The organism is Dictyobacter aurantiacus (genome assembly GCF_003967515.1).
Lineage (GTDB): Bacteria > Chloroflexota > Ktedonobacteria > Ktedonobacterales > Ktedonobacteraceae > Dictyobacter > Dictyobacter aurantiacus.
The window spans coordinates 1,087,135-1,113,440 of sequence record NZ_BIFQ01000001.1 but is presented as its reverse complement, the minus strand read 5'-3'; the positions used below and the strand labels follow the sequence as shown (position 1 = coordinate 1,113,440).

Sequence of the window (26,306 nt, the reverse complement as noted above, 5' to 3'; positions counted from 1 at the left end):
TTTCGCATCGTTAGATGCGCGTCACCTCCCTATCTTGCGGGCTACAGCGAAGCTAGCAAAGGCATAGGTGCGGCCGTATCACAAGGTATCTTGTCATGCACAAGTAGAAAGTGCTACACTTCTTTCTAGTACAACGGCAGCGCCTGATTTCTGTCTGGCCGGGTCGTTTTGAGTATACAAGTTGAGGTTAGATCGATAGATGGACAAATCATCTCCCATTTCTGAAATGGAGAAGTTCCACTTTGGCGGCAAGGTATTTTGCGCTGATGGCGAAGATGGAACGCTCTCCCACCTGGGTGTAGACCCCAGTAGCCAGAGGATCGTTTCACTTGGCGTGAAAACCGGTCGTTTCTTTGGCAAAACCGTCTACGTACCGTTTTCCGCGGTAACGGATGCTTCCGGTAACGGCATCACGCTCTCTATTTCGCGTGATGAGCTTAACGCTTCTACCGCACAGTCTAGCGGCTCTTTACTGGATGCGCGCAGCACAGTGCAGGAATCCGGCTCCAATTCGCGTGGTACATTGAAGCTTATCGCGGCACACCCTCAGACGGGCGAACTGGCATATATCGTGGTGCGTTCGTTGCGGGCTGGCCAGGATGTGCTGATCCTGCAGCAATACTTTACAAAGATTGACGCCGGAACGATCTTGATCAACGTGCCCGAGCCAGTTTTCCAGACCCTGCCGCCGTATCGTACCGACGAGGAACTGCAGCGCGAAGTTGAGGATGTCATTTATGATATGACTCCCATTCATATCGACTTCCCTGGTATGAAAAATCGCGTCCTGGATAGCGTACTCTACCTGGATGGTAATATCTCCAGCTCTCTGCGTGGCGAGATGGTGGAAGATCAGGCCTCTGGTGTCCCGGGACTCCTGGAGATCCAGAATCACCTGGTGGGAGACGACACGCTGGCCGCCGACCTGGCCATGGCGCTGGGACGAGATGAGCGTACGCGTGATCTGCCGATCGGTGTGTATCCACGCCTGGGCGCGGTACGCCTGAGCGGTTTTGTGCGTACTGCGGAGCAGAAGGCGGCCGCCGAACAGATCGCCCGCAGTTACCCCGGTGTACGCTCGGTAGAGAACGGCTTGATCATCAATTCCAAATCCGACCTGTTAAATGTTATGGCCTCTTCAGCCGGTGGCGAAGGGGAGGATATCGTCCCTGGCAGGTATGTCCGCCATACCAAGTAGGTTTTATCCGGGCGCCCACATTATAATTCGCTATTATCACTTTATAATGAAATTGTGCACCGCGCCCCTGAGGTTGTTCGCGTATGTGGCCGCGAGGCTGTATGCAGACGCCGGTACAAAAAAAGCGAGCTCAGCTCGCTTTTTTTGTACCGGCGTCTGCATACAACTCTATCAGGCGTCCAATGCCTGCTGTAGATCTTTGATAATATCGTTGGCATTCTCAATGCCAACCGACAAACGGATACATCCTGCGCTGATACCCATATCCTGTAATTCTTTGGGCTGGAGTGTGCGGTGCGATGAAATGGGTGGATAGCTGACCAGCGTAAAGACATCCCCGAGCGAGGTGGCCGAGAGACAGAGTTGGAGCTTATTGATAAAGCGGAACACAGCGTCACGCGACTGATCCTTGAGCTCAAATGAGAGCAGGGCGCCGAATTGTTCATGATCCATCAGGCGACTGGCCAGTTCGTGCGAGGGGTGGCTGGTGAGGCCTGGATAATGCACGTGGGCAACAGCCGGATGCTGTTGTAAAAAATGCGCCACCTGTAAAGCGTTGCTGCACTGGCGCTCTACACGCAGTGCTAGCGTGCGCAGACCGCGCAGCATCAAATGAGCCTCAAAGGGACTGAGCATGGCGCCGAGCAGGTTGCTATAGTCGCGCAACTGGTTGAACAGCGTATTTTTGGCGCTGATCACAATGCCGCCCGTGCTATCGCCGTGTCCACTGATGTATTTGGTCGCGCTATGCAGCACCAGATCGAAGCCATGTTCGATAGGCCTGGTCAGGTAGGGCGTACTGAAGGTGCTATCAACAATGGTGACCGCGCCGATCTCGCGGGCAACGGCGCTGATCGCATCCAGGTCCACAACCCTGGTCAACGGATTAGAGATGGTCTCGACATAAATGACATCTGGTTCTTCCTCACGCAGCAGATCATAGATGGCGGGCTGGCAAAAATCAGCCAGGACCAGTTGTGTCCCAACAGTAGAGAATAGCTTACGCAAAAGTGTCACGGTCGGACCATAGAGGTCCCTGGAGACTACTATTTTTGTGCCGCTGGTCAGGCCAGCAGACAGGAGTGCGGCATGAATGGCGGCCATCCCCGAACCGAAGGCGATCGCTCCCACGCCACCCTCGATCTGCGCCATCGCGCTCTCAAAACCGTAGGCATTAGGATTTCCCTGACGAGCATAGACATAAGCCGGTTCTCCATCCTGGGTTTTGCCGCTAAATGCCTGGTCCAGTGCCTCGATGTTTTCATGGGTATAGGTGGTGCTGGCGTAAATGGGAAGTACCGTTGATTGTCCCCCCTCGCCGGTATTTGAAGCTTTGTTGCGTCCACCATGGACCAGGAGTGTTTCCAGATTCCAATCAGAAGACTGTGGTGTATTCTGCTGCGTCATAGATATCCTTTCGTGCATTGAAGAAAATAAATACCGGCTATCATCTACCCACCGACCACAAAGAGATACGTGGAGCGAGTAATCTTTACCAGATAGGACTGCGCAAGGCCATGAAATTGACCGCCTTTTTTTATGGGGTGCAGAGCTTATTAAGGTATTGCAGGCTATCCAACAACTCCTGTACTGGAGGTAACCCCGCAATGGTCGGGGCCAGCCAGCGTTGATAGAGGGCGCTATAACGATCAGCCAGCACGATGCAGGGTGTTAGTTCATGGGTGCTCGCATCCCATTGTGTATAGCGTGCGACAACTTTTCCTTGCGCATCAGAGAGCAATGCGAACGGCAGGCGTAGTTCTTCCTGTACCTGTAGATTTTTTAAGACAGGATCTGGCGTGATCGCCAGGAGAGCACACTGCTCCTCACGGAACTCGGCGTAGTGCTGTGCGTAGGTGCGCAGCAGCGAGTGAGCTTCACTGCTGGCGCCACCAGGCGCAAAGAGCAGCACCACGTGGTCGCGCTGCTTATAATCCCAGGGGCTATGTGGCATGCCATCAGCGCCGGGAAGCGTAAATGCAGGGATAATCTGTCCCGCTTCCAGAACGGGGCCATGCGATTGTTCTGTGTTTGACATTATCTTCCCTTAAAAAGTAGTGAAATGGACCGGGTAGAGTTTGTCGATCTTGTTTCTTATTATATAGTATCTTCTGGCCTCTTCATATAGCTAGATGATCTATATTCTCTTGTCTTCGCAGTCTATAGTAAGTGGGTGCAATGCAAGAGGTGGCGCAGGTGCGCCACCTCTTGCATTGCACCCACTTACCAAAAACCTGTGAGCGCAGCAGGCGCGTAGGGTCAGCAGTCGCAGACACGAAACCAATGGTTTTCAAGCACTTTCTCAATGAATATTGATTCGTAAGGTATAATATCTGCAGCAGATCGTATTGGATAATTTTGGGTGGAGGATGATATATGAGACGTAGTGTGTTTATAATTACGATGCTGGTGATTGGGACCGCGGTACTAATAGCGATTGGAGGGTATAGTTTTTACGCTGCCAGTCGGGTGAATGCACCACCGAAGCCATCCGGACCCGTCGTGTCTGCGACGAAAACTGTCATATCTACAACGAAAACTGTCGTGTCTACGACGAAATGTATTACGCCAGGCACTGGAGGTCTGCGCTCCTTTAGCATTGTCCCTGCTCAGTCGACGGCCAGCTACAAGGTGCATGAAAATTTGATCTTGCGCAATCTGCCAAGTATCGATGCCGTTGGTAAGACCCAGGATGTGACTGGAAGCTTTAAGATTAGTAGTTCTCCAGCTCCTCAGGTTACTTCCCTTCATTTGACCGTCAACCTGAGTACCTTGCAGACCGATGAGCCGATGCGCGATCGCTTTGTGCGCAATAGGGCATTGGAGACCAATCAATATCCAAACGCGGATTTTACCTCAACCTGCGCTCAGGGGATGCCCGCTCACTATAGTGATGGGCAGTCGCTATCATTCCAGCTACCGGGTAGCCTTACCATGCACGGAAAGACCCATCAGGAAACGTTCGCTGTTACTGGCAAACTGATTGATAAAACTATTAGTGGTACCGCTACCACCACACTTCTGATGACGGACTTTGATATTCAGCCACCTGACCTGGCCAATATCGCCATCGCCCAGAATAAGGTCCTGGTAACAATCACTTTCCTTGCGCAAGAGAAGTAACGGTATGGCAACACAAAGATCCAGAAATACTCTATTTTTCTGGATCTTTGTGTTGCGTGTCAGACCTCTCCTCTTGCTGGCGAGTGTAGGGGACGCCTGAAAGCGGGCGCTTGTGTGCTCCAATACGAAGAGAGTTTGACACTTTGTGTGCCGTAAAACATCGTTTACTGGTACCTGAGTCCTGCTTGATTCGTCGCGAACGCTTGTCAAATGCATAAATTATTCTTATACTAACATTTGAACAGGCAAGGTTTTTTTCTATTTTTTGGGGAGGGATGATGCGTCAACAATCACGGCGTGAGCGCCTGGAGCATATCGGCGCTGTTCTGGTGGTGGGGAGTGGTAAGGGTGGTGTTGGGAAATCGACGGTAAGTGTAAATCTGGCGATCTCTCTGGCCAAATTGGGGGTGCGGGTGGGGTTGCTGGATGGTGATGCGTATGGGCCCAGCATTCCGATGATGGTTGGGGTACGCAAGCGAGCGGACGCCAGAAGTGAGGCTATCTTGCCCCTGGCCGAGCGGAGAGACCTGGCGGCCGAGAAAAAGATCCAGCCCCTGCTGCGTTACGGCGTCAAGTTGATGTCGGTCGGTTTCTTCATTGGAGAAGAACAGGCTGTGGCACCTTTACCCGATGCTCTGGGCATGCTTATGCGCCAGTTACTCTTTTCTGTGAACTGGGGCGAACTGGACTACCTGATTATTGACCTCCCACCGGGCACCAGCGAGCCGCAGGCCACCCTCTGCCGTGAATTTGAATTGTCCGGTGCGGTTCTGGTAACGACCCCACAGGATATCGCGCGCATCGATACGGCTAAAGCGGTGACCATGTTTCAGCGCATGTCTGTGCCGATTCTGGGGGTGGTTCAGAATATGGCTGGCTTGCTCTGTCCTCACTGTGGCCAGATGGTTGAAATCTTCCCCGCTAGTCCCGAACCCCGGGCCCAGTTAGATGACCTACCCTTGCTTGGACGCATACCTTTAGATCCTGCTGCTGTAACCAATGGTGATAAAGGATATCCAATCGTCGTAAGCCTGGCGGATTCCCCTGTAGCCATGGTCTTCTCAGATATTTCTGCGCAGATTGTGCAGCGGATGGCTTTGTTACACCACGCCCAGGACGCCGACAGTGAAAGAGAACAAGCGCCAGATAGAGAAGAGGATTCCCATGAAAGAGAAGCTTAAGGGACTGCTGGCTGGCATTATTTTTCGGTTGATCGCGCTCTTGACGCTGGGGCAGATCTCTCCTATACTCAGTGCTTGCGTCATTATTGAGCGGGACGGTCAAATTCTGCTGGTCGATCGCAGTGATGGAATGGGATATACCATTCCCGGTGGGATTGTGCACTATAGAGAGACGCTGGAAGAATGTGTGCGGCGCGAGGCCAGCGAAGAAACGGGCTATGATATAGCGATTACCGGCCTGATTGGAGTTTACTCCGCCGTTGATCGCGATCCGCGTTTTCGTGCCGTCTCAATCGCCTATCGCGGTCATATCACCGGGGGAACCCAACACGACTCGGGCGAGGGAAAGGCCTGCTGGCGTGAGCCAGAGGCCGTTCTGGGCCACATGGCCTTTGATTGTGAGCATATGCTTAAGGATTATTTGAGCGGCCGCCAATCTCTCTCCTGACCGCACCTGAGCGTTTTTCTTCTGCTCCTTATTTTGAATGCGAAGATTTGTGCCTCCGGCCCCTGTCACTACGCGCCTGCGGCGCTCACAGATTTTTTAGGAGTTGGTGCCATGCGACTGGTGGGTGCATCCGCACCCACCAGTCGCATGGCACCAACTCCTAAAAAATCTGGTACTCAATAAGTAGTGTGCTTTGTGCCCGATGCTAAACAGTTTATTGAAATGGTGGTACAAAACGTGGGTAGCGCCCAAACAGTTTATATAGATGGTGGTGCACCACCATCTATATAAACAAAGGCGTCTGTGTATGCGGACACCCGAAAGGGGCGCGCATACTCCCCGTTGGAGCGGCGATCAGGTATCCTGCCTGTATTCACAGCGCCAGCCACGATTATGATATAGTAGGAAGTACACAACAAGCTGAATTGGGATGAGCAAGGAGTGATCAGCGATGCCTATTTGTCCAATTTGTGAAGATAGTGGCGTATTGGACTCTGAATCGGAGCAGCCACGTTTTTGTTATTGCGCGGCCGGCAGGCGGGAGCGGCGCCTGTGGGAGGCCAGCCACGGATCGGGGCAGGGATCGATTCCGAAGCCGGTAGGTTTTATCGATGTTTCCGAGTTGGAACAGGTAAATGCCAACGTTGATGCTATGCGTGCATCATTGTTGGGTGCGCAGACCCCGGAGGCCGCGGCCGGCAGACCATCGGCCGTGCAACTCCTCTATCGGGTTGCTAAAGCTGGCCACGAGATCTCAATGGCAGAGGCAGCCCAGTTACACGATCTGGCGAAAGCGCTTGAAAGTTTTATGGGGGATATGAGCTCAATCGGGCGCAGGAGGGGCTAAGGATCATTCACAGCGAATGGAGATGCTAGCAGTAAAGATGGTGCTATGTATAAAGATATAAGACCAGCATGCTAGCGATCTCCATCGGCACCCATAGGATTATTTTTCAGCCTTTGTCCCCACGTGAATGGCCACAATGCCGCCATTGAGATAGTAGTAGCGAACATCACTCCAGCCTACCTCTTCCATAATTGCCTGTAAAGCGGGGGCTTTGGGGAATGTCGTCAGGGAATTGGGCAGGTAGTTATATTCCTCAAATGCTTTGCCAATGATCGTCCCGAAGAGCGGGGCCAGCTTATAGAAGTAGAGATAGAAAAGCGTCCCAAAGATCCTGCCGGGGGGGTGGCTAATTTCCAGGCAGACGACGCGACCACCGGGACGCACAACGCGTAGCATCTCGGCGAATCCCTGGCGGATATCTGACAGGTTGCGCACCATAAAGGCGGAGCAGCAGCCATCGACACTATTATCAGGAAGATCGATATGCTCCGCATCCCCGACGCGCAGCTCGATCTGATCCTGCAGCCCCATACGGACCAGCTTACGACGGCCCTCATCAAGCATTTCGGGGGTGATATCCATGCCAATCATTTTTGTGCCCGGACCGGCCTGTTTAATGATCGTGATCGCCAGATCGGCCGTACCGGCTCCCAGGTCCAATCCGGTCTCTCCGGTACCCAGCGCCAGATAGCGTGCGGCCCGGCGGCGCCAGTAGCTATCCAGTCCCAGGCTCATCAGCCTGTTCATGAGATCATATATACCGGCGATACGTCCAAACAGGCGCTGTACATAGGGGCGTTTGCCCCCAACTTCACGGAACTTCTCTTCTAACGCAAAATTTGTCTTCATTCTTTACTTATCCATTAACGTTTGCGGCTGACGACGAAATCGATCAGCTCATCCAGCACATCGCGATCGGGTGAGGCTGGGAAATGATGCAAGGCCTCACGCGCTTTTCTGCCAAAATTCTGGGCCTCTTGCAGAGACTGCTCTACTCCATAGCCATGGGTAACCCAGTCTACTACTTCTAGAATATCTTTTTCATCATGCTTGTCGCTATTGAGTAACGTTTGAACCTGTTGCTGATGTCCATTCTGGGATGCTCCCTGAAGAGCGTAGATCAGGGGTAGCGTCACCATACCCTGACGCAGATCATTGCCGGCTGGCTTGCCGATGGTTGATTGATCTTCTGTGTAGTCGAGGATATCATCAATGATCTGGAATGCAATGCCCAGGTTTAAGCCATAAGAATGCAGTAGATCAATCTGCTCATCGGTCGCCTCGCTGAGGATGGCGCCGCCTTTGGAGCAGGCCGCAATCAAACAGGCGGTTTTGTTTTTGATTTTTTCAAAGTAGGTTTCGACTGTCAGGTCCGCTCGACCAGACGTCATCATTTCCAAAATGGTACCTTCACAGACTGTGGCCACGGTGTCGGCGAACAAACGGTCGATGCGTGGACTCTCGATCTCAGCGATCAAACCGGATGTTTTGGCCAGGTAATAATCGCCCAGCAGGATCGCGATCTTATCTCCCCACAATGCATTGACGGTCGGATTGCCACGGCGCGTCTCAGCCTCATCGATGATATCATCGTGGATCAATGTTGCCAGATGAACCATCTCAAAGGCTACGCTTAGCTTCAGCAATTTTCCGAAGTCATAATGATTGAGTTTTCCCGCGAGCAAGGTCAATGCTGTTCGCAGCCGCTTGCCGGGAGATGCAAGCGCATGCATCGAAGCAGAATTAAGGATCGCCAATCCTGACGTTGCTCTTTCTTGAAAGAGAGCATCCACCTGATCTAGTTCAGGCTGGATGCCTGCAAATATGCGGCTCAACGTGGCCGTAGTGTTCATAAGGGTTCTCCATTTTGCATGTCTTCTGGCACGTCACCAGGTGTTATCCGCATATCGACGGATAGTACATAACCTTACGACCTCCACTACTTGCTCATCATGAGGCATGTAGTTTTCCCTACAGATTATAACGTGCCAGATCCATTGTGGACAGGGTATTCTGGAAGGCTCTGATAAGCGCCACCCAGCATTACCCTTATCTTTATTACGTATCAGATGTTGTATCTACCTCAATTAGATCTTCCTGGACGAATCCCGCGGTAAAGTTGAATTCATCCAGGGCATCCAGGGCTGTTTTGTATTCCGCCCACGACAGGCGCCGATTGAGAACTGGATCATTGACGGCCTTCCAGGCTGGAAAATACTGGTCCATCAGGCTGACCGGGGTATCGGGTCCCAGTTCTTCTGCGATCCAGCGCAGCACCTCGCGTGTTCCCGAAATATCTTCAGGCATGACCAGGTGCCGAATCAGTATGCCCCGACGCGCGATACCTTCGTCGTCAACTTCAAGCGGACCCACCTGGCGATACATCTCGCGTAGAGATGCCTGATTGTGATCAACATAGCGCGGCATCTTGGAGGTCCGTAGCGCGTTCTTATTATCAGCATATTTGGCATCGGGCAGATAAATATCCACCACACCATCCAACAATTTCAACGTTTCCAGATTTTCGTAGCCTGCGCAGTTGTAGACGAGGGGTAAGCGTAGCCCCTTCTCACAGGCGATCACCAACGCCGCCAGAAGCTGCGGCACAAAGTGCGTTGGCGTGACCAGGTCCAGGTTGTGGCAACGCTTCTTCTGCAAATAGAGCATCATGTCGGCCAGGCGCTCTGGTCCCACGCGATGCCCCAGTCCACCCTGGCTGAGCGAGAAGTTCTGACAATAGGTGCAGCGCGCCTGGCAATAGCCAAAGAAGATCGTGCCGGCCCCACGCGTGCCACTGATAGGAGGCTCTTCGCGGCGATGGATATTCCATGAAGCGACGATAGCTTCCGTCCCCGAATGGCAGACCCCTGTTTTGCCCGCCGTGCGGTCGCAGCCGCAATTCTGTGGGCAGATCGTGCAATGGCGCAGAACTTCCCAGGCGGCGGCGGCTCGTTCGGCTAATTCCCCTGTTTCATAAAGTTTGAGATAGCTTGGATAAGACATGCTAGCTACTCCGGTACCTTCCTAAGCTGGGTACGCATCGTTGCTGTTTCTACTCAACTGATTGTTCATAAAATGTGTCCAGTTCATGAACTGGACACACCCTTGAATACTAAAAGATCGTCAAAAGGTAAACTCTACTGCTGCGATGGCCACTTGAAGCCCTTTTCAGAAGGCTTTGGACCAGTGGAGCGTGGATTGCTTGTTTTCAGTCCCTTTTTGCTCCTTGCCGCCCCTCGCCGTGGCGTTCGGTTGGCGGATGTCGATCTGCCAGGTTTTGAAGATGGCGCCTGATCGAGCTCATCTTCATTGGTTCTGACTTGCTCGATCAATTTACCCGTGTCTTCATCAACCTCGGTCCAGAACTGCGCGTTTCGTCGCTGTTCCGGTCGCGAACCTTTCAAGACGCGCCCATCGGGAAGCCGGGTCACATGTTTTTCTTCTGCCTGCTCAAAACGTGGACGACGACCTCGTGGTGCGCGTTCGTTGACCGAATGGGATTGAGGTGCCTCATCGTCATCGAACTGTTCGTAATCGCCCTCAAATTGTTGCATGTACTCTTTCTGGCGCTGCTCATCACGGGCCTGGCGTACCTCTGGACGGCTCAGCCAGCGAGGATTGGGTGGACGTTTCACCGCCTCGCGTGGTTGGAAATTGCGGCGTGGATTGGTACGTGGATCGCGCTCAGGACGCTCATGGCGTGCTGCGCCGCGGGTGCCAGGCGTGAAGTTTCCCTGTTGCTGACTACGGGCGCCATATCCACGTGACTGTGGAGCTCGATTGCCCTGTTGCTGACCACGGGCACCGTACCCATGTGATTGTGGAGCTCGATTGCTCTGCTGTTGTCCACGCTGACCGAAAGAGGGGTTGTTGCCATATCCGCGCTGCGAACCATAGCCAGGTCTCTCATCATTAGCGGCATCGGAGCGATGGGTATTGGCCGCGAAGTTCCGCGTGCGTGGCCCCTGCTGATTGTCATAGGGGCGCTCAAAGCGCTGAGCATTCCTGTTCTCGAAGTTGCCCTGTCCGTAGGGTCTGCGATTGCCCTGCGTATAGTGGGAGGAATTGTCGCCGGAACGATGATTATTATTGTTGTTGTTGTTGCGCCAGTTATTTCGGGGGGACTGCGATGACCCATTAGAACTGCGTGGATGGTAATCCGCGTGCGTACGGCTGGCACCATTCTCCCAGGCACGATCTACCATTTCTCGGTTGAGGCGAGGCCGAGCTGGACGTGAAGATCGTTCGTCATTATATCGGCTGGAGGATGAATTACGAAATGGTGGACGTGAACCACTTCGTCTCTGGTTATTGAATTCTCTGGTCATGTTTCCTTTCAAAGTCAGGCTGTGTTAAAAGCAATCAGAATTGCCACCTGCGTGGCGAGCCAGGCGCATCTGGCACCCTATGTATACGTCAATGAGTTCCTTCGAGTTTCTTTCGATCGAAGACGATGCAGCGCATCCTTCCTTCTTATGTTTAGCGCCCTTGCTCACCTGATTAAATGTTATGCTTATTGGGGATGTGCTAAAAGTAGTGGACTGATCGGCAAGGTATTGCTGAAACCTTCCTCCCGTCGGTCGTTCCGCACCTACTTGGAATACGTTGACGCGCTGCGCTCCGTTTTGCCAGATATTGTGGGACGCGTCCCTGTTAGTATACCACAACTTTCGATCTTTCTACTACTCTACCATGGCTCACTTTAGCGGTGGTAATGAGACGGTCGTGGTAGGTAGGCGCAGCCGCCTGCTGGCTCGATCCTGCCTCTCTTTACGCCAGCACCGAAGGTAAGGTCCCATGCGTAAGGGAACACTTGTATCGTGCCGCTGGGCGCTACCAAACATGGCCTGCTGGTAGTTAACTACCTCGTCGGGCCGCAACACTCGGATGCGAAGTTCATAGTACTGCTGTTCTCCAGGAATGCCACGCTAAGTTGTTGTCTTTTCAAAGATCTGAAAAAGAGGATGCTGGTTCATCGGGGCTAGCCGCCCCGATGAACCAGCATCCTCTCTTGTAGTGCAGCCTGCGGCTGCACTACAAGAGCGAAGATTTTAGTGAGGACTTATTTCGTAAACAGGCGGTAGCCGATCATTTTATAGACCAGCTTGGCGGCCAGAAAGTCGGCGCGCGTTTGACCTTCCATTGGGCACAGTTCAACGACGTCCATGCCCACAATTGTAGTGCGTCGGCAGATCTCCTGGAACAGATCGAGTACCTGGTACCAGTTCAATCCTCCTGGCTCTGGAGTTCCCACGGCCGGCATTTCGCTGGGATCGATGGCATCCAGGTCAATTGTGACGTAGGTGTGCTTGCCCAGACGTTCCCAGGGGATGCGGGCCAGTCCCCTGGCCATCTGATAGGCCCAGACCACCACTACATCGGGCTTTGTCTTCATGAACTCGGCTTCTTCAGGGCTGAAGCTACGAATGCCGATCTCTAGTAACGGGATGCCCATATCTACCACGCGCCGCTCGATCGAGGCATGCGAGAGCGGCGTGCCCTCATACTCATCGCGTAGATCGCCATGGGCGTCGATGTGCACCACTGTTAAATCGGGATACCGCTCATGCACGGCGGCGATTACCGGAGCCGACAAAGAATGCTCCCCACCCAGCGTAAGCGGAATCTGACCTTGAGCCAGCGCCTGCCGTACTGCGTCTCCCGTAACCTGCAAAGCCTGCTCATGGCTCATTCCCGTATAGTCAAGTACTGGATAGGTATAGACGCCGGCCTCGATCGGACAGCAGTCCAACTCTTCATCATAGAGCTCCATCTGGCTGGATGCATTTAAAATAGCCTGTGGACCCATATGGGTCCCTTCCATATAGCAAACGCTATATTCTAAAGGAGCCGGAATAATCGCGATGCGCGCCGTTTCAGGATTACAATATGGAGCATCGGGGGCTCCGAACTGGCTGATCAACCCATCATTTTCCATGGAAAACAGTCCTCTATTTTATACATATGAATTGCAATGAATAACGTAACCCTGTGACAGGAGCGTGCCACAGGTCATAACGCCTGCATTGTAGCACTCCTGCCAGTGAAAGCAAGCATAAAAAAAGTGAGGTGCCTTCCTCGTAAAATGGCAGGCACCTCACCCTTCTGCAGTCGGGAAATGGAGCGCGAAGGTAAACTTCGCTTTTCTCTTATTGCCCTTAGTGCACCCCCAGTTTCGCTAAGCGGCGCGCTTCCATCGCCTGCTCATAACGGACTGGATCTGGCTCTTCCGGACGCAGAGAGCGCGTCGCCCGCACAACAAAATGGGCCTCAACATCGTCTGTCTGGAATATCTCCTTGGCAAACGCGATGGCATCTTCCTGGCTGAACTCTTTGCAGGAGCAGATGTCAATATCAACTTCTCCATACTCAGGCCATGCATGGAGGCTAACGTGACTCTGGGCAATTACAACAAAACCGGACATGCCAGCGTCAAGTGGGTTCGATGTTTCAATATCATAGAGATGAACAGGGCTAACCTTCTCCATCGCAACACGCTCTGGCAATTCGCTGAGAGTACGGCGCAACAAAGCCTCATCGCTCAGGATGTTTCGGTCAATGTTGTAAAGTTCCAGCATCAGATGGACCAGCATCGCATTTCCTCCTAATATGTTCCAATTGTGCAGGTTTATGGCGACTATCAAAAGGGCTTCGCCTGCAATAAACTGTGTGCCACAAAATTCTGCACACTGGTTGATATTATACATTAGGTTGTCAAGCTAATGCCAAGGTAAATGCAAAATTTTTACCTAATTGGAAATGCGTTTCTACCTAATTGCCAGTAAGCAATCAACCTAAATGGCATTTAGCTGTCAACCTAAATGCCATTCAGGGTTCCACCTAATACAAAGCTCCGCTTGTGTTTAGATGGAAGAGTGCTTAAGGGCGCGCCTCTTTACCGCTCTCATATGCTTCTTTTAACTCGCTGAGTAGTTCCTGACGCCTGGCGAAGAGCTCACGTCGTGGGCGTGGCTGCGCCTTGCTCACCGCGTAGGAGGTCAGCAATGGTAGAGCAATAGTCGAATCCCCATAGACGACCACGGCGTCGTTGAGTTGACCTGGCTTGATCTTGCCCCATGACACCGCCTCGGAAGGGGTCGCGCCCGAGAGACCGCCCCAGTGAGGTGCATCGGCTGTCACCTGAATAAAGTAGTCGTGGCCGCCCTTCTGAATGCCAAGCACCTCCCACAACTGGGGCTGCGTCTGCAGATAGAAGTTTTTTGGACTACCGCCACCAAGTATAATTACACCATTGCGGGTCGCATGGTGCACAATCGCGGTGGTCTCATTTACGTCCGCCAGTGGATCCAGCGTGAGCTGACTGCCATCCAGAGCGTTGCGTGCCACGTTCATGCCGATTGACGAATCGCCGGGAGAGGACGTATAGATCGGTACGTTCCAGGCGGCGGCCTGCGCCAGTACCGAATACTCCGGCTTTACGCCTGCCTTCAGCAACTGCTGTCCCAGGTGATGGTGCAGTTCCGAGGTCGAGATGGGGCGATTGGGCAGACTGCGCAGGCTCTCACGCACAAAAGAATCCGTGTCGAGCAACACCTGGTCTTCGAAGAGGATATCATAGATACGGATTACCCCTTCTTCCTGCAACTTTACATCGTCCAGGCGAAAGTCACCACGGTGCAGCGACATCGCCAGGGCGTGGTGCATGTCGTGGTAGAGATTGGCTCCTGTACTGATGATAAAATCGACGAACCCATACTCCATTAAGGTCAGCACGCAGCCTCCCAGCCCAGCGGGTGTCAGGGCTCCAGCCATAGTAAGGCCGATCGTCACATCCTGCTCGGGATCCAGCATTCGCTCGGCGTAGACACGCGCCGCCTCATTCAGACGCGCCCCGTTGTACGCCTGAAACTGCTCATCTATCAGTTCTGCCACCGTCATATTCGGACGCACGCGACGCGGTAAGATCTGGGCACCACTCAGCAATGCGTTGCTATGTTTCTCAGAAGAGTTATGATGATGGGTCATTCTATTGTGATGGTCCTTTCTTTAATGGTGTTCAGCAAACACACTATACTATACCCGATTTTGGTCTTTTACGCACACCATTTTGGTGTATGTGGTTGCCTTTATACTACCTATTTTTTTTATGTTTTAAACAGAACGTATTTATCTAATGTCGAATTGTAATTACGGGAAAATATTTTATAAATAATATATTATTGTTGGGCAACGTCAACCTGACCATATTATACTTAAATTATAATGAACGGTCGATGATTTGATTATTTTTGTAAGAGTAGAAAATTCAAATTATGCTCACTGTGAGCTCAAGTTGTCTGTGCATTAGAGGCGCATATGCTCACTAGTGATGATTTATGAGAAGCCATACACAGGGAACGTAAAAAATAGACAGGACAAGGGGGATGCAGATATCATGCATCTCTCTTGTCCTGTCTAAAAAGTCTCAAAGTGTTATTCGACGATCAGGCGGCGCAGCTCGATGATCTGGTCACGTAGCTGGCCTGCTTTCTCAAACTCTAGTTGCTTGGCGGCCGCGCGCATCTGAGATTCCAGATCTTTAATCAGGCGCAATGCCTCATCCTTCGGTATTCCGGTGATAACCTGGGTTGCATTCTTGCCTGTACCCTCCTCGTTGGCACCGCTCATTGCCTTGATGCGCTCGGACAGCGTTTTGACCTCTTTATGGATGCCCCGTGGGGTAATGCCGTGCTCTTCATTATAGGTCAACTGCAGTTCACGGCGCCGATTGGTCTCATCGATGGCGCGCCGCATCGACCTGGTAACGCTGTCGGCATACATAATGACGCTGCCCTCGACATGGCGAGCAGCACGTCCAATTACCTGGATCAGCGAGCCCTCGGAACGTAGGAAGCCTTCCTTATCGGCATCGAGGATTGCCACCAGGGAGACCTCGGGCAGATCGAGTCCTTCGCGCAAGAGGTTAATGCCGACCACCACATCATAGACTCCCAGGCGTAGATCGCGTAGAATCTCAATGCGCTCAATGGTGTCGATCTCAGAGTGCAGGTAGTGGACCTTAATATTGAGCTCTTGCATATAGTCAGCAAGATCTTCCGCCATCTTCTTAGTCAAGGTAGTGACCAGGACACGCTGTTCCTTGGAGATTCGCTTGCGGATCTCATCCAGCAGATCATCGATCTGTCCCTTTGTGGGGCGTACGCTGATCTCTGGATCTATCAGGCCGGTTGGCCGGATCAACTGCTCCACGATGTTCTGGCTGTGTTCGTACTCATAGGGGCCGGGAGTGGCCGAGACGAATAGCGCCTGATCGATCTGACCCTCAAATTCGTTGAAGGTCAATGGACGGTTATCCATCGCTGATGGCAGGCGGAAACCGTAGTCTACCAGTACCTGTTTACGTGAGCGATCGCCCGCGAACATGCCACGCACCTGGGGCAGGGCGACGTGTGACTCATCGACCACTAGCAGAAAATCATCCGGCATATAATCCAGCAGGGTCCATGGCTGTTCTCCCGGACCACGGCCGGCCAGGTGACGCGAATAGTTCTCAACGCCGGAGCAGAACCCGGTCTCGCGCAGCATCTCTATATCAAAGTTTGTGCGTTGCTTCAGACGGGCCGCCTCCAGCAGTTTCTCTTCGCTCTCCAGCACCTGCAAGCGCTCTTCCAGTTCAGCCTCGATCAGCTCGATCGACTTGTTGAGGCGCTCACGGGTGGTCACCCAGTGTTTAGCGGGATAAATGTCCAGACGCTGTCGCTGCTTCAGGATTTCACCAGTAAGAGGATCGATATCGGTCATGCGCTCGATCTCGTCACCAAAGAATTCGATGCGCACCGCGACGTCTTCATAGGCGGGGAAGATCTCCATCACATCACCGCGTACGCGGAAGCGACCGCGGATAAAGTTTGCATCGTTGCGCTCATACTGGATCTCGGTCAGGTGGCGCAAGATCTTGTCGCGACGACGTTCCTCACCCACTTTGAGCGTCATCACCACCTCTCCGTACTCTTCGGGACTGCCCAGACCGTAGATACAGGAGACCGAGGCTACGATTAACACATCGCGCCGTTCAAACAGACTACGAGTGGCGGAAAGGCGCAATTTCTCAATTTCCTCATTGAGCATGCTCTCTTTTTCCACGTATGTATCGGTACGCGCGATATAGGCCTCTGGCTGGTAGTAATCGTAGTATGAAACGAAGTATTCCACTGCATTGTTGGGAAAGAACTCTTTGTACTCGCTATAGAGCTGGGCGGCCAGCGTCTTATTCGGCGCCAGCACCAGGGTTGGACGTTGTACCTGTTCGACAACTTTCGCTACCGTATACGTTTTACCACTACCAGTCACACCGAGCAGTGTTTGATATTTCTGCCCTTCCCGAATACCTTCAGTGAGTTGGGCGATCGCCTCTGGTTGATCACCCGTGGGTTCAAATGGTGCTTCCACTTTAAATGCAGGCATGCGTACTCTTCCTATTTATCCTCTACTGACTATAGAATATTTTTTCCAATTACCCTTCTATTATATCACTTTTCAAGCTGCAATGACGGTTTTCAATATACCAAAAGTGCCTGCTATACTGAACTGTTTTCCGCTCCTGATCCGTGATACAAAAAGATATTAGCCCTTTTTGTGTATATATCAATCTTGATTGGGCTATTCATCATAAGCAATTCTCTAGATCTCTTTTTGGGGGTATATGTTTATGCGTCGGTTCTCCGGTAAGCGCGGTATGCGACCAGGCCAGCTTGTCGCTGCATTGATCGGCTTGTGCCTGGTAATGATGCCGCTGGCAAGCTGTAATACAACAACTCCAACCACTACCAATGTATTGAAAGAGGTGCCGCTAAACCTGAATATTCCTGGCTCTGCCATGAGCTCTCCCGTCACCGGTCCTCTCCCCGGTTCGACCGTACTTCATGTCCGCATTACCTTTAAAATAGATCCGGCCATGATGCAAAAGATGCAGAATCAAAAGGTGGAGCCCGGTAAACCATCTCATCTGGAGCAGTTTGCCAGGCAGATTGGCATCGATGATGGGACCTATCAAAAATTCAAAGATTTCTTCAATCCTCAAGGCATCTCACTCAATTTGAGTAAGATGCGCACACATCTTTCAATTGAGGCCAAGGCCAGTACCTTTGCTAAAGTTTTGCGGACCGATTTCGTACGCCATAGCTACCAGGGCCGCACCTTTTTCGCGCCTGATGCGAAAAAACCACCCGTGGTGCCGCAGTTCTTGCTGAACTATATCGATGCGGTCACGGGACTGGATAACTATAGTGTGCAGCCGACGCATCAAGCCTCCTTCCAGCCTGCTGCCTCGACCGGCGCGCAGAAGCCAGCGGCAGACTGCTCGCCGCAGGACCAGACGCTGCTGCCCAGAGATATCGCCCACGCCTATGGATTTGATCAACTGTGGAACCAGGGTCTGCATGGTGAGAACACCACGATTAACCTGGTCGAGATCGATGGTTCTCTAAAGAGCGATATCCAGAACTATCTCTCCTGCATTAGCTTTAAAGGGAGTGTCACCCCCGTGAACGTAGACGGACATCCACAGGATACCCTGGGCGAATCGACCCTGGATATTCAGATGGCGGCGGGTCTGGCTCGCTCAGCCAATATCAAGGTCTACCAGACCGATGGCAGCAGCAACAGCGTAGATGATATCTGGGTCAACGTCAACGATGAGTTGCAGAAGATCCTGGATGACAACGTCAATAACGCCAATGCGGGCGGTACCGTCAGCGTCAGCCTGGGCGCGTCCGAAGGCGAGATGTCCCAGCAGGATATGCGCGCGATTGATCAGAGTATCCAGCAATTGACCAAGATTGAGCATATGACCGTGTTCGTGGCCAGTGGTGACTGTGGCGCCTTTACCAGTGGGCGCTACGGTGATCTTTCCGTTAGTTTCCCAGCCAGCGATCCCTGGTCGACAGCCGTGGGGGGGACCATCTTGCAGATAGACCAGGGGCAAAACCGGGCCAATGAGTCGGCGTGGTCAGACGGTGCCAGTGGTGGCAGCTGTAAGAATCGCTGGGGAACTGGTGGTGGCTTGAGCAGCGTCTTTGGGGTGCCCTCCTGGCAGAATCAATCTGGTGTCAAGAATAGCATCTCTAATGGGAAACGCCAGGTTCCGGATATATCGGCGGCTGCCTATGGACTGGCCGTCTACTATAAAGGACAGTGGGGCTCGGTCGGCGGTACCAGTGCCGCGGCACCCATCTGGGCTGCTGGCATGGCCCTGGTCCACCAGGGCTTGATCAAGCAAGGCAAATCCTTCAATGCATCGCCGCAGGTATTCTATGATGCCGCAAAGCGTAATGGGCGCGCCTATTACGATATCACGCAGGGAAATAATCTGTATTATAAAGCGGCACAGGGCTGGGACTACACCACTGGCCTGGGAACCCCTAACCTGGCCGATTTATATCGCACCCTGTCCCAATAGCTGCCGATCCAGCCAGCTGATCTTATCATCAGCTGGCTGGACCATTGAACTATGCTGTTTCTGCCTGATAACATGTGTTGTACAATAATAAACAAGCAGAGCAAGCAATGAATTTAGCAAGGAGCGGCATGGCTATGGCACAGGCATTTCCCAGGAACTGCCCACGCTGTGGGGCAGCGACAAATCCCGAGCAACGCTTTTGTGGTCGTTGTGGATTATCTATACTGCCCCCGGATCGTGCGCAGCAAGTCTTTTCTCAACATACCCCACAGGCGGCCAGCGAGGATAGTTTCTCTCCGGCATCTCCCTCTCCATCGACGTTTGAAGAGCGCTATCCAGCGCGTTCTCTCGCCAGCGATGCAACGCGGCCAGCACGTTATCCCTCCTATTCTCACGATAGCGGTTCAACTCTGCAGGAAGATGAGTTTTCACCGTCGGCTTCCAGAAGCAGGCCTCCATCGCGGAGACGGCGTCCAGGTTTGCCGGGTCTATTACTGCTGATCGTCGCTCTGGTGCTTATCCTGGGGGTTGCTCTCTATTTTATCTTGCCCTTGTTGGGTATCGGCAAGGCTACCCAGTCGGCCATCTCCACCACCGATCTCCAGACCACCATCGACTACGCGGGGGTCAATATTACGCTCCAGAATGTGCAGCAGGCCAGGAACTTCCTGGATGATCCCCAAAGCCGTTCAGATGGTATGGTGCGTGTGCATGTGCAGGAAACCAATAGAAGCAAAAATAGCACCACGCTGATCTATTCTACTATCGCGCATGCGGTGTTGCCGGGTGGCAAAGAGGTTCCCTTGCTCTACGCTTCCAATAATCCCAAACTGGCCTCAGGTGAAACCCAATCGACCGATCTGGACTTTGCTGTCCCCACCAGCATCCAGGCGAACCAGATTACGCTGCGCCTGGGTACCGTTGATGAAGCGCGTATGGATATTCCTTTGCGACCACACGCTGACGTGGGTAAGTATGCGACAAAGAGCATCGATGTCAATAAAATGGCCAGCTATTTTAGCCTGAACTACGAGGTGACGCAGGCCACGACACAATGGAGCCTGGATGGTCAGCAGGCTCCGAAGGGGATGCGCTACCTGATCCTGACCTTTAAAATTGATAACCCTCTTCTCCAATCGGTGATTGTGGGCTCCCCATTTGATTATATGCAGGTTAAGTCCGGAAGTCAGAGTATGCCACCGCAGCAGGCCAACGTTCCTATTAGCTTTGCCTCCCATGTCCAGGGGCAGGATGGGTCGGCCGTGTTTCTGGTGCCTCAGGATACGACCGCGATGAGCCTGGTACTGGGCAACAAAGATGGTGACGGCTTCGATCCAGACACCATAAACTTCACCATTTAAAACGCTTTCCCTGGCTCATGCCAATACTGTTGTACCCAACACATTGGGTACAACAGTATTGGCATGAGCTATTGTCTGTGAGGAGTTAGCAGCATCAATGTTCCTTTTCCGTTTGTAATATGCATGCAGAGGATCTGTCCATCTTTCAGCCAGAAGGGGGAGATTAACTGTTGCTGCTTAGGTTGAGAGATAGTAATGGGGGGGCCATGAAAGACATGAGCCATTAGCTTGCCACCATCGCTATAGACCAGTGCCTGCCCATCAGCGGCCCAACTCCAGCCCTCTAACTGATGTTGTGGAGTGATGCTGGTAGGCTTCTCCGGGTTGCTAATATCGATAGTTATCAGGTGGCTTGCCTGGTTGGTGGTGATCTGCTCATATGCCAGTTCGTGGGTGGCCGGAGACCAGGCTACGTTTCCAATGGTAAAGTTGCCGGGCGCGACCAGCGTTGTCAGTTTACGAGTTTGAAAATCCATCACATAAATAGCGCGCGCCGGTTGTGCAAGCGCTTCTCTTGTCACTGCTCCGCTCTGGGCTACCACCAGGGCTAGATAACGGCCATCAAACGACCAGTTCATGTGTTGAATCAGTAACTGTTCTGATAGCGTTACCTGTAGGGTTGCCGGGGCGCCAGACGTTTTGGTGGACCAGAGCTCTGTCTGTCCATGTTGCTGCTGCGCGAACATCACCTCATCAGCGCTGGTGGGCGACCAGTTGGCTGCCAGCGCATTATTGTGCCCTAGCAAACGCATGTATTGCCCTGCAGGTACCAGGGCCAGTAATGGATGCGTGGTATTCATTGGGACCACTGTTGCCACCAACGCGGATCCATCGGGGGACCAGGCCATATCCCTGGCATAGCGCATGGCCAGCGTGTTGCTTTGAACTGGATTGGTCAGATCGGCTGTGTAGAGTACACCGCCCTGACCAGCGGGTTGATAGACGATATGTCGCTCGGTCGGGTCCAGCGAAAGCAGCTGTCCACCATTTGCCAGTTCAGGGGCCACTGTAATCTCTTTGCTCACGGTATAGCTAAGTCCTGGGGGAGTTGTGGGATTGACCATCAAATAGGTCAGGCCGCTGAGCGCCAGGATCAGGGCCGCAGCGGATGCGAGTACAGCGATAGTTATATAGTGATGACGCCTGTGTCGTTGTGATGATGCATTTTGTATGATGCGATGGCGTAAATCAGGTGAGAAATGTATTTTTTCTGCTTCCTTGTGCAGGAAGCGTGAGATGCGTGCCTCCAGGGCGTCGTTGGTAGATACATTGTCAGATTGCTCTTGATAGGTTGACTCATAGTCGCCCCTGCCATGCTCATTCATCATTTTTCCCCTCTGTATCTAATGGGTGCTGGTAGGTAGGCTGTGGATGATATACTGGCTGAAGCATATGCAGCATCTGTTTGCAGGATTCGACGCAGCTTCTCATGGGCGGCCTGCAGGCGTTTGCGTAACGTGTTCTCGGCTACTCCCAATGTTTCGGCAATCTCTGACATTGTCATTTTATGGTAATAGAAAAGAATCAAGACGCTACGCTGATTGAGGGGAAGCTTACTGATGGCCTGTGCCATATCAAGGCTATCATCAATGCTGGTTGTCTGTATCACAGCTACCTCGTCAGATTGTTCCACTGCAGGAGGTATAAAATGCTCTTTGAAAAGCGCTGTCCGCCTGGCTAGTTGTCTTTTAATGCTTGTGGCCTGATTGACTACGATCCTTAGTAGCCAGGCTCGTAAATGCTGTCGTTCTCGCAATTTAGCAGCATTTTTCCACGCCAGAATGAATGAATCTTGCACGATATCCCTGGCGACTTCTTCATCGTGAACCAATAAATAAGCTGTGCGCAAGAGTAAAGAGCCATAGCGGTCGACGATCTGTGTAAATGCGTATTCGTTGCCCGAGAGAAATTGTGTCACCATTTCAGCCTGCCAGGCTCCGTCATCGGAGTTATAATCGCCAGCTAGCGCGGGACCTCCGACGCTTCCCTGCGCGGATGGTGTAGAGTTGTGTTGTGTCACAATTTTTTTTCGTGCCAGCCAGATCAGTCAAAGCGACTGAAGGCAGTGTGCACGCCTCCTATACTCCTGATAGTATCAAGGCTGGCCTTCCTTCAATTTACGTTAATGCCTTATGTACGCGTCCCTTTTCTTTTCTCTTAATGCAATGACGTGATAGATACTCAAACAGGGTATTAATTGGGACCTGTCTGAACAGTTTACGCATTTTTATTGCCCATAGATGCAATGTACCTGTCTAATGGCCTTTTTCTAAGAGAATTTTGAAAACGGAATCCGCTGATCATGATGGGAGGGCGTGCCGTGAAATGGAATAAAAAATGACGAGTGAGTAATACTTTTTAGTAATGAAAGACGTCACTAGACTGTGAAGCATAGCGCGGGACGCTTCAGTGTTCTGTTAAGATCCGGTGTTTACGCGCAAATGGATGGATTGTAGAAGGGGAAGCTCTTTCGTTCCTTTATCGCGCCGTGCTGTTCTTTTTCTTACCAGACTTTGATTACGGAGCAAGCAAAGACAGGTGAAAAGGTGACAGAGGGCAATATAAGAGGTGAGAGTGGTAATGAAGAATCTCTTGCGAAACCATGTACTTCTGCTTTTCGGCGTGCTGATTTTATGTGTGTTCACTTCCGCCAGTGCGTTTGCCGCTGATCAACCTGCCACAAATGCGTCGGTACGCGTCATCCACGCGGCTCCTGGGGCCGGAAATGTAGACATTTTTGTGGATAACAATAAGGTACTCACGAACTTTGCGTATGGCACGTTAACGAATTACGCGCCCGTGCCAGCCGGAACCCATACAATCAAGGTTGCACCTACCGGTAAAGGTATTGGCGCGGCTGTGATTATCCAGTCAGCCAATGTGACCGCCGGCGATGCTTATACTGTCGCCGCCGTAGGCACAAAAGATACCGGATTTAGCCTGCAGGCTTTCATCGATAATAACAGTTTGAAAGGGGTGACTTCACCTGCCAGCGCCTCGAAGATACGCGTCTATCACCTGTCCCCCAATGCTGGACCCGTAAACATTTCGGCCGGAGGTAAACAGGTCATTACAAATTTGAGCTATAAGAGCGCCAGTAATTACCTGCCTGTTGCGGCCGGGCCGCAGACCTTTAGCGTAACGGCGCTACAGCCCAATGTGACGGTGCCAGTACATGCTACTATTAATGCCGGTACCGTTGTGAGCGTGTTCGCCATCGGTCTGTATAAACAGACACCCGCCCTACAATTTATCACCAGGGCGGTCGAAGGCAAACACTAAATAGCTGATCGTAGTCCGCTATCATTAATGGGGGAGGAAGATAACCGCTGGCGATCTTTCTCCCCGATAGCATCTATGATGGAGGCGCTATTCAAGCAGAAAACTACCCATGAGCTCACGGCGCAAACTCGCTTTTTGTTCTTCCTCTGACGGCTCTGCCTTCTTTTCTGGCTGCGGCAAGACAGCCTGACGAGAGGTGAGCGCTGCAGCAAACTCGTCTAGCATGATCTCTTCTAAAAATGTTGGCTGCGTGGATTCCTTGTTTTCCTCGTACAAGGGTGTGGTTATTTGAGGTTGCTGTGCCACCGGCTGAGTGACCTCGGCTTGCTGCTCGGATGGGAGAGTATTTGTATCGACTGATGCGTCTTTTTCTGATTGCTCATCTTCAGGCATCTCAATCGGAGCATCAACGGATGGGGTGGATGAAGTGGCCTGTAAGGTATCCAGGGCTATACGTGTGCCATTAATTTCAACAAAAATACCCTTGCCCGCGCGCAAATCATTCAATTGCTGACGCAACTGACGATTTTCCGCGTCCAGTTCCTCCATAATATGTCGCTGATTTAAGAGTTCTTGTGCGATAAGATCAAAGCTACTGCCGCCCATACTATCTCCATTTTTTTATAAGAGTGTCTTACTTTCCTTGTGCTGGCGAACGTGAGTGCGGCCGCACAGGCGTCCGCATGCGCGGCCGCACTGGTTTTGTATATTGGTGCATCGGGGCGCAGTCGCGCCCCGATGCACCAATATACAACTGGTTTCTGGGCACCGCAGGTGCGAAACCTCATGCCGGCCTCAGGCGATGATCATGAGCATCAGACACACTCTATGCATGTGTTGATTCCAGTCACACCCTGGCTGCATATGAGCGCAGCCGCATTGGTGTTGTGAGTTAGTGTAGCAGGGGCGCTAATGCGCCCCTGCTACACTAACTCACAACACGTATCTGAGTACCGCAGGTGCGAAAACGTATGCCGGCCGCAGGCGATAATCATAAGAGTAAGACACTTGCCATGATACATACTTTAGTTATATAGACGAGGAGCAATGAAGAATTCACGTCCTCTATGCTTTGATATAGAAACGTATTAATGTAAAGGAGGTAACAAATTTCATATGGATGAAGTATCTACATGGAGAGGTATGCAGTGGGTAACATGGCAGAAATAACGTAATTCCAGACATGATTATGGATAGTGCTCATGTTTGTGACGGCTTTCGTATATGTTACACTGGGTGGCGCCTGGTCGGGCTTAACCATAGTCTGGATAGCGATATTGCGATCTGTGGCACATGGAACGACACACAGCTTTCCTTCTGGTCGTGATACAATATGGAATACATGTTACCATAGAGAGTGTGGTAAGGTCCGAAGCAAAATACATTAAGGAATAGAAAAATGAAAGACCGTATCAGAGAAATTTTAAGCTGGTATAGCAGCGAAAATCCTGGTGTTCTTACCAATCTGGCTCGTATGCTCAACCATGGTCGTCTGGGTGGCACCGGTAAAATGGTGATTCTGCCAGTAGACCAGGGTTTTGAGCACGGCCCCGCGCGCAGCTTCGCGCCAAATCCTGCCGGTTATGATCCTCGCTACCACTTCCAGCTTGCGATTGAGGCTGGTTGTAACGCCTATGCTGCTCCCCTGGGTTTCCTGGAGGCGGGCGCGGCTGAGTTCGCTGGTGACATTCCATTGATTTTAAAATGCAATAACCACGATGTATTAAATGACGAGCGGGACCCCATCTCCGCTGTGACATCGGGTGTTGAGGATGCGCTGCGCCTGGGTTGTGTAGCCATAGGCTTCACCATCTATCCTGGATCCTCTGAGCGCAACCAGATGTACGAGCAGTTGCGTGAGTTGACGCTGGAAGCCAAGTCGGCCGGATTGGCTACGGTCGTCTGGTCGTATCCCCGCGGTAGCTCACTGAGCAAAGAGGGCGAGACCGCTATTGACGTTGTTACCTATGCCGCGCAGATTGCTGCCCAGTTGGGCGCAGATATCATCAAAGTGAAGCTGCCGAGCGCGAAGGTTGAGCTGGCTGAGGCGCAGAAAGTCTATCAGAAGTACGAAATCCCGACCTCCACGCTGGCCGAGCGGGTCAAGCACGTGGTGCAGAGCGCGTTTGATGGTCGCCGCATCGTCATCTTCTCTGGTGGCGCGACCGCTGCCGACGACCAGTTCTTTAACGAGGCTCGTGCCATTCGCGATGGTGGTGGTTTCGGTTCCATTATTGGCCGCAACTCCTTCCAGCGTAGTCATGATGACGCCATCAAATTCCTGGGTCAGGTCATGGGTATCTACGAAGGGTCCGTCAAATAAGATTTGGCAGCAGATGCGTTTGATAATTCCTCCATACAAACATGTATGGAGGAATTTTTATATGCCGCCCATAATTGAGCGTCAGGTGTCTTATTTTGTGCCTTTTTGTCGTCTTAACTAGATGG

General features: G+C 52.1%; 22 protein-coding genes. 9 read left to right on the top strand and 13 right to left on the bottom strand.

Translation table 11 applies throughout. From position 1 onward, the window contains the following. The first annotated feature begins 199 nt into the window (after positions 1-199). Positions 200-1,198: a BON domain-containing protein gene (locus tag KTT_RS36535; RefSeq protein WP_174844777.1), complete on the top strand. Its 999-nt coding sequence runs from the start codon at positions 200-202 to the stop codon at positions 1,196-1,198. A gap of 171 nt (positions 1,199-1,369) precedes the next feature. Here the strand turns inward: KTT_RS36535 and KTT_RS04525 are convergent, their stop codons facing one another. Then, entirely contained in the window at positions 1,370-2,605 is a 1,236-nt protein-coding gene (locus KTT_RS04525; protein ID WP_160145636.1) for a trans-sulfuration enzyme family protein, read from the bottom strand. 130 nt (positions 2,606-2,735) lie between these two features. Next, positions 2,736-3,236, bottom strand: coding sequence for a redoxin domain-containing protein (locus KTT_RS04520; RefSeq protein WP_126594847.1), 501 nt, complete (start codon positions 3,234-3,236; stop codon positions 2,736-2,738). A 506-nt stretch (positions 3,237-3,742) separates the two neighbouring features. Here KTT_RS04520 and KTT_RS04515 point away from each other — a divergent pair. The 4 genes from KTT_RS04515 to KTT_RS04500 all read left to right on the top strand — a co-directional run bounded on the left by KTT_RS04515 (position 3,743) and on the right by KTT_RS04500 (position 6,797). Further along, entirely contained in the window at positions 3,743-4,321 is a 579-nt protein-coding gene (locus KTT_RS04515) for a YceI family protein (RefSeq protein ID WP_160145635.1), read from the top strand. 275 nt (positions 4,322-4,596) lie between these two features. Continuing rightward, the gene (locus tag KTT_RS04510) at positions 4,597-5,502 is read left to right on the top strand and encodes a P-loop NTPase (RefSeq protein ID WP_126594845.1); all 906 of its coding nucleotides are present in this window, start codon (positions 4,597-4,599) and stop codon (positions 5,500-5,502) included. Next, positions 5,486-5,950 (top strand): NUDIX domain-containing protein, encoded by a 465-nt coding sequence (locus tag KTT_RS04505; protein ID WP_126594844.1) that lies wholly within the window; start codon positions 5,486-5,488, stop codon positions 5,948-5,950. Before KTT_RS04510 ends, KTT_RS04505 begins: the two co-directional genes overlap by 17 nt. Positions 5,951-6,401: 451 nt before the next feature. Continuing rightward, the gene (locus tag KTT_RS04500; RefSeq protein WP_126594843.1) at positions 6,402-6,797 is read left to right on the top strand and encodes a hypothetical protein; all 396 of its coding nucleotides are present in this window, start codon (positions 6,402-6,404) and stop codon (positions 6,795-6,797) included. A gap of 99 nt (positions 6,798-6,896) precedes the next feature. Here KTT_RS04500 and KTT_RS04495 read toward each other — a convergent pair whose 3' ends face one another. The 8 genes from KTT_RS04495 to uvrB form a co-directional block, all read right to left on the bottom strand. Next, the gene (locus KTT_RS04495; RefSeq protein WP_126594842.1) at positions 6,897-7,646 is read right to left on the bottom strand and encodes a ubiquinone/menaquinone biosynthesis methyltransferase; all 750 of its coding nucleotides are present in this window, start codon (positions 7,644-7,646) and stop codon (positions 6,897-6,899) included. A 14-nt stretch (positions 7,647-7,660) separates the two neighbouring features. Next, positions 7,661-8,650, bottom strand: a complete 990-nt coding sequence (locus KTT_RS04490; protein WP_126594841.1) for a polyprenyl synthetase family protein — start codon at positions 8,648-8,650, stop codon at positions 7,661-7,663. A gap of 205 nt (positions 8,651-8,855) precedes the next feature. After that, positions 8,856-9,800, bottom strand: a complete 945-nt coding sequence (locus tag KTT_RS04485; protein ID WP_126594840.1) for a radical SAM protein — start codon at positions 9,798-9,800, stop codon at positions 8,856-8,858. Positions 9,801-9,934: 134 nt separating this feature from the next. Continuing rightward, positions 9,935-11,125 (bottom strand): hypothetical protein, encoded by a 1,191-nt coding sequence (locus tag KTT_RS04480; protein WP_126594839.1) that lies wholly within the window; start codon positions 11,123-11,125, stop codon positions 9,935-9,937. Between the two features lie 734 nt (positions 11,126-11,859). Continuing rightward, the gene (gene speB / locus KTT_RS04475; RefSeq protein WP_126594838.1) at positions 11,860-12,735 is read right to left on the bottom strand and encodes an agmatinase; all 876 of its coding nucleotides are present in this window, start codon (positions 12,733-12,735) and stop codon (positions 11,860-11,862) included. Positions 12,736-12,955: 220 nt separating this feature from the next. Next, positions 12,956-13,390: an S-adenosylmethionine decarboxylase family protein gene (locus KTT_RS04470; protein WP_160145634.1), complete on the bottom strand. Its 435-nt coding sequence runs from the start codon at positions 13,388-13,390 to the stop codon at positions 12,956-12,958. Between the two features lie 286 nt (positions 13,391-13,676). Continuing rightward, complete coding sequence (locus tag KTT_RS04465; RefSeq protein ID WP_126594836.1) at positions 13,677-14,783, bottom strand: homospermidine biosynthesis protein; 1,107 nt, start codon at positions 14,781-14,783, stop codon at positions 13,677-13,679. Positions 14,784-15,230: 447 nt separating this feature from the next. Beyond that, positions 15,231-17,222: an excinuclease ABC subunit UvrB gene (uvrB, locus tag KTT_RS04460; protein WP_126594835.1), complete on the bottom strand. Its 1,992-nt coding sequence runs from the start codon at positions 17,220-17,222 to the stop codon at positions 15,231-15,233. Between the two features lie 244 nt (positions 17,223-17,466). On the opposite strand from uvrB, the gene KTT_RS04455 reads away from it, so the two are divergent. Both KTT_RS04455 and KTT_RS04450 read left to right on the top strand, forming a co-directional pair. After that, positions 17,467-19,215: a S53 family peptidase gene (locus KTT_RS04455; RefSeq protein WP_160145633.1), complete on the top strand. Its 1,749-nt coding sequence runs from the start codon at positions 17,467-17,469 to the stop codon at positions 19,213-19,215. Between the two features lie 134 nt (positions 19,216-19,349). Next, on the top strand, positions 19,350-20,576 hold the full coding sequence (locus tag KTT_RS04450) for a zinc ribbon domain-containing protein (RefSeq protein ID WP_126594833.1): 1,227 nt from the start codon (positions 19,350-19,352) through the stop codon (positions 20,574-20,576). Positions 20,577-20,644: 68 nt separating this feature from the next. Here the strand turns inward: KTT_RS04450 and KTT_RS04445 are convergent, their stop codons facing one another. After that, positions 20,645-21,904 carry an LpqB family beta-propeller domain-containing protein gene (locus KTT_RS04445; RefSeq protein ID WP_126594832.1) on the bottom strand — a complete coding sequence of 420 codons (1,260 nt, stop codon included), beginning with the start codon at positions 21,902-21,904 and terminating at the stop codon, positions 20,645-20,647. Further along, a complete protein-coding gene (locus KTT_RS04440; RefSeq protein ID WP_126594831.1) occupies positions 21,901-22,596 on the bottom strand; it encodes an RNA polymerase sigma factor in 696 nt (231 codons plus the stop codon). The genes KTT_RS04445 and KTT_RS04440 overlap by 4 nt, the downstream gene beginning before the upstream one ends. A gap of 560 nt (positions 22,597-23,156) precedes the next feature. Here KTT_RS04440 and KTT_RS04435 point away from each other — a divergent pair. Next, the gene (locus KTT_RS04435; RefSeq protein WP_126594830.1) at positions 23,157-23,858 is read left to right on the top strand and encodes a DUF4397 domain-containing protein; all 702 of its coding nucleotides are present in this window, start codon (positions 23,157-23,159) and stop codon (positions 23,856-23,858) included. A gap of 87 nt (positions 23,859-23,945) precedes the next feature. Here the strand turns inward: KTT_RS04435 and KTT_RS04430 are convergent, their stop codons facing one another. Next, on the bottom strand, positions 23,946-24,464 hold the full coding sequence (locus KTT_RS04430; RefSeq protein ID WP_126594829.1) for a hypothetical protein: 519 nt from the start codon (positions 24,462-24,464) through the stop codon (positions 23,946-23,948). A 793-nt stretch (positions 24,465-25,257) separates the two neighbouring features. Between KTT_RS04430 and KTT_RS04425 the strand changes: the two genes are divergently transcribed. Further along, positions 25,258-26,181, top strand: coding sequence for a class I fructose-bisphosphate aldolase (locus KTT_RS04425; RefSeq protein ID WP_126594828.1), 924 nt, complete (start codon positions 25,258-25,260; stop codon positions 26,179-26,181). Positions 26,182-26,306: the final 125 nt, after the last annotated feature.

Excerpts from the sequence above, each read along its gene's own strand:
- KTT_RS04500 (WP_126594843.1), top strand. The coding sequence starts at position 6,402 with ATGCCTATTTGTCCAATTTGTGAAGATAGTGGCGTATTGGACTCTGAA.
- KTT_RS04430 (WP_126594829.1), bottom strand. The coding sequence starts at position 24,464 with ATGGGCGGCAGTAGCTTTGATCTTATCGCACAAGAACTCTTAAATCAG.
- KTT_RS04485 (WP_126594840.1), bottom strand. The coding sequence starts at position 9,800 with ATGTCTTATCCAAGCTATCTCAAACTTTATGAAACAGGGGAATTAGCC.
- KTT_RS04450 (WP_126594833.1), top strand. The coding sequence starts at position 19,350 with ATGGCACAGGCATTTCCCAGGAACTGCCCACGCTGTGGGGCAGCGACA.
- KTT_RS36535 (WP_174844777.1), top strand. The coding sequence starts at position 200 with ATGGACAAATCATCTCCCATTTCTGAAATGGAGAAGTTCCACTTTGGC.
- speB (WP_126594838.1), bottom strand. The coding sequence starts at position 12,735 with ATGGAAAATGATGGGTTGATCAGCCAGTTCGGAGCCCCCGATGCTCCA.
- KTT_RS04490 (WP_126594841.1), bottom strand. The coding sequence starts at position 8,650 with ATGAACACTACGGCCACGTTGAGCCGCATATTTGCAGGCATCCAGCCT.
- KTT_RS04495 (WP_126594842.1), bottom strand. The coding sequence starts at position 7,646 with ATGAAGACAAATTTTGCGTTAGAAGAGAAGTTCCGTGAAGTTGGGGGC.
- uvrB (WP_126594835.1), bottom strand. The coding sequence starts at position 17,222 with ATGCCTGCATTTAAAGTGGAAGCACCATTTGAACCCACGGGTGATCAA.
- KTT_RS04445 (WP_126594832.1), bottom strand. The coding sequence starts at position 21,904 with ATGATGAATGAGCATGGCAGGGGCGACTATGAGTCAACCTATCAAGAG.
- KTT_RS04455 (WP_160145633.1), top strand. The coding sequence starts at position 17,467 with ATGCGTCGGTTCTCCGGTAAGCGCGGTATGCGACCAGGCCAGCTTGTC.
- KTT_RS04525 (WP_160145636.1), bottom strand. The coding sequence starts at position 2,605 with ATGACGCAGCAGAATACACCACAGTCTTCTGATTGGAATCTGGAAACA.
- KTT_RS04510 (WP_126594845.1), top strand. The coding sequence starts at position 4,597 with ATGATGCGTCAACAATCACGGCGTGAGCGCCTGGAGCATATCGGCGCT.
- KTT_RS04470 (WP_160145634.1), bottom strand. The coding sequence starts at position 13,390 with ATGCTGGTCCATCTGATGCTGGAACTTTACAACATTGACCGAAACATC.
- KTT_RS04435 (WP_126594830.1), top strand. The coding sequence starts at position 23,157 with ATGAAGAATCTCTTGCGAAACCATGTACTTCTGCTTTTCGGCGTGCTG.
- KTT_RS04520 (WP_126594847.1), bottom strand. The coding sequence starts at position 3,236 with ATGTCAAACACAGAACAATCGCATGGCCCCGTTCTGGAAGCGGGACAG.
- KTT_RS04480 (WP_126594839.1), bottom strand. The coding sequence starts at position 11,125 with ATGACCAGAGAATTCAATAACCAGAGACGAAGTGGTTCACGTCCACCA.
- KTT_RS04465 (WP_126594836.1), bottom strand. The coding sequence starts at position 14,783 with ATGACCCATCATCATAACTCTTCTGAGAAACATAGCAACGCATTGCTG.
- KTT_RS04425 (WP_126594828.1), top strand. The coding sequence starts at position 25,258 with ATGAAAGACCGTATCAGAGAAATTTTAAGCTGGTATAGCAGCGAAAAT.
- KTT_RS04505 (WP_126594844.1), top strand. The coding sequence starts at position 5,486 with ATGAAAGAGAAGCTTAAGGGACTGCTGGCTGGCATTATTTTTCGGTTG.